This is a genomic window from Mycobacterium sp. E3247 (assembly GCF_001667785.1).
In the GTDB taxonomy this organism is placed as follows: Bacteria; Actinomycetota; Actinomycetes; order Mycobacteriales; family Mycobacteriaceae; genus Mycobacterium.
Genome location: NZ_LZJG01000106.1, coordinates 1 through 2472 on the forward strand (window position 1 = coordinate 1; position 2472 = coordinate 2472).

3 protein-coding genes are annotated in these 2472 nt (G+C 65.7%); all 3 read left to right on the forward strand.

The window, feature by feature from the left end:
- Positions 1 to 1011 (forward strand): isocitrate lyase (aceA, locus tag A9X04_RS05450; RefSeq protein ID WP_067918479.1); only part of this gene is annotated, 1011 nt, incomplete at its 5' end.
- Positions 1012 to 1104: 93 nt separating this feature from the next.
- Entirely contained in the window at positions 1105 to 1959 is an 855-nt protein-coding gene (locus A9X04_RS05455) for a 3-hydroxybutyryl-CoA dehydrogenase (protein ID WP_082974822.1), read from the forward strand.
- A gap of 79 nt (positions 1960 to 2038) precedes the next feature.
- The coding region (locus A9X04_RS05460; protein ID WP_156764231.1) for a class I SAM-dependent methyltransferase at positions 2039 to 2472 on the forward strand (434 nt) is incomplete at its 3' end.

Consider the following 2472-nt stretch of genomic DNA (forward strand, 5'->3'; position numbering starts at 1 on the left):
TGGCAGGTCGCCGGTGACGCCAACCTGTCCGGCCACACCTACCCCGACCAGAGCCTGTACCCGGCCAACTCGGTGCCGCAGGTGGTCCGCCGGATCAACAACGCGCTGCTGCGCGCCGACCAGATCGCCAAGGTCGAGGGCGACCGGTCCGTGGAGAACTGGCTGGCGCCGATCGTGGCTGACGGCGAGGCGGGCTTCGGCGGCGCGCTCAACGTCTTCGAACTGCAGAAGGCCATGATCGCCGCCGGTGTCGCGGGTTCGCACTGGGAGGACCAGCTGGCCTCGGAGAAGAAGTGCGGTCACCTGGGCGGCAAGGTGCTGATCCCGACCCAGCAGCACATCCGCACGCTCACCTCGGCCCGCCTGGCCGCCGACGTCTGCGACGTCCCGACCGTCGTGATCGCCCGCACCGACGCCGAGGCGGCGACGCTGATCACGTCCGACGTCGACGAGCGCGACCAGCCGTTCATCACCGGCGAGCGCACCCGCGAAGGTTTCTACCGGACCAAGAACGGCATCGAGCCCTGCATCGCGCGGGCGAAGGCCTACGCCCCGTTCGCCGACCTGATCTGGATGGAGACCGGCACCCCGGACCTCGAGCTGGCGCGGAAGTTCTCCGAGTCGGTCAAGGCGGAGTACCCCGACCAGATGCTGGCTTACAACTGCTCGCCGTCGTTCAACTGGCGCAAGCACCTGGACGACGGAACCATCGCGAAGTTCCAAAAGGAGCTTGCCGCAATGGGATTCAAGTTCCAGTTCATCACGCTGGCCGGCTTCCACGCGCTGAACTACTCGATGTTCGACCTGGCCTACGGCTACGCCCGCAACCAGATGAGCGCCTACGTCGAGTTGCAGGAGCGCGAGTTCGCCGCCGAGGAGCGTGGTTACACCGCGACCAAGCACCAGCGCGAGGTCGGCGCCGGGTACTTCGACCGGATCGCCACCACGGTCGACCCCACCTCGTCGACCACCGCGCTGACCGGTTCGACCGAAGAGGGTCAGTTCCACTGAGTTAGTCTGCCGACCAGACGCAAAGGCCCCTCTTCACCGGCGTGTCGAGGGGCCTTTGCGTCTGCTCGCCGAACTACTGCCGTAAGGAGTGACGTGTCGATCGAACGAGTGGGAGTTGTCGGTGCCGGGCAGATGGGCTCCGGCATCGCCGAGGTCGCCGTCCGCGCCGGTGTCGACGTGACCGTGTTCGAGACCACCGAGCCGCTGATCACGGCGGGACGCAACCGCATCGTGAAGTCGCTGGAACGCGGCGTCAGCGCGGGCAAGGTGACCGAGCGGGAGCGTGACCGCGCGCTGAGCAAGCTCACCTTCACCACCGACATGAAGGACCTGGCCGACCGGCAGCTGGTGATCGAGGCCATCATCGAGGACGATGCGGTCAAGGCGCAGGTGTTCGCCGACCTGGACCGGGTGGTCACCGATCCCGACGCGGTCCTGGCGTCCAACACCTCGAGCATCCCGATCATGAAGATCGCCGCGGCCACCAAGAACCCGCAACGCGTGCTGGGCCTGCACTTCTTCAACCCGGTCCCGGTGCTGCCGCTGGTCGAGTTGGTGTGCACGCTGGTCACCGACGAAGCCGCCGCCGCGCGCACCGAGGAGTTCGCCGGGGCGGTGCTGGGCAAGCAGGTGGTGCGCTGCTCCGATCGGTCCGGTTTCGTGGTGAACGCGCTCCTGGTGCCCTACCTGCTGTCAGCGATCCGGATGGTGGAGGCCGGCTTTGCCAGCGTCGAAGACGTGGACAAGGCCGTGGTCGCCGGGCTGTCGCACCCGATGGGGCCGCTGCGGCTCTCCGACCTCGTCGGCCTGGACACGCTCAAGCTGATCGCGGACAAAATGTTCGAGGAGTTCAAAGAACCGCAATACGGCCCGCCGCCGTTGCTGTTGCGCATGGTCGAGGCGGGCCGGCTGGGCAAAAAATCGGGCCAGGGTTTTTACGCGTACTAAACCCACGGGTCGAAGTAGCGAGCGGTGAACTGGTCCGATATCATCCTCGCGATCAACAAATGAGAGGTATCGGGCAGCCATGACCGAGTTGAGGCCGTATTACGAAGAGTCGCAATCGATCTACGACGTTTCAGACGAGTTCTTCGCGCTCTTCCTAGACCCTACGATGGGGTACACCTGCGCTTATTTCGAGCGCGACGATATGACCCTCGAGGAGGCGCAGAACGCCAAATTCGACCTCGCGCTGGGCAAGCTGAACCTCGAGCCCGGGATGACGTTGCTCGACATCGGCTGCGGCTGGGGCGGAGCACTGCAACGGGCGATCGAGAAGTACGACGTGAACGTCGTCGGCCTGACGCTGTCGGAAAACCAGGCCGACCACGTGCAGAAGATGTTCGATCGGCTGGACACGAACCGCACGGCGCGGGTGCTGCTGGAGGGCTGGGAGAAGTTCGACGAGCCGGTCGACCGCATCGTCTCGATCGGCGCCTTCGAGCACTTCGGCCGCCGCGT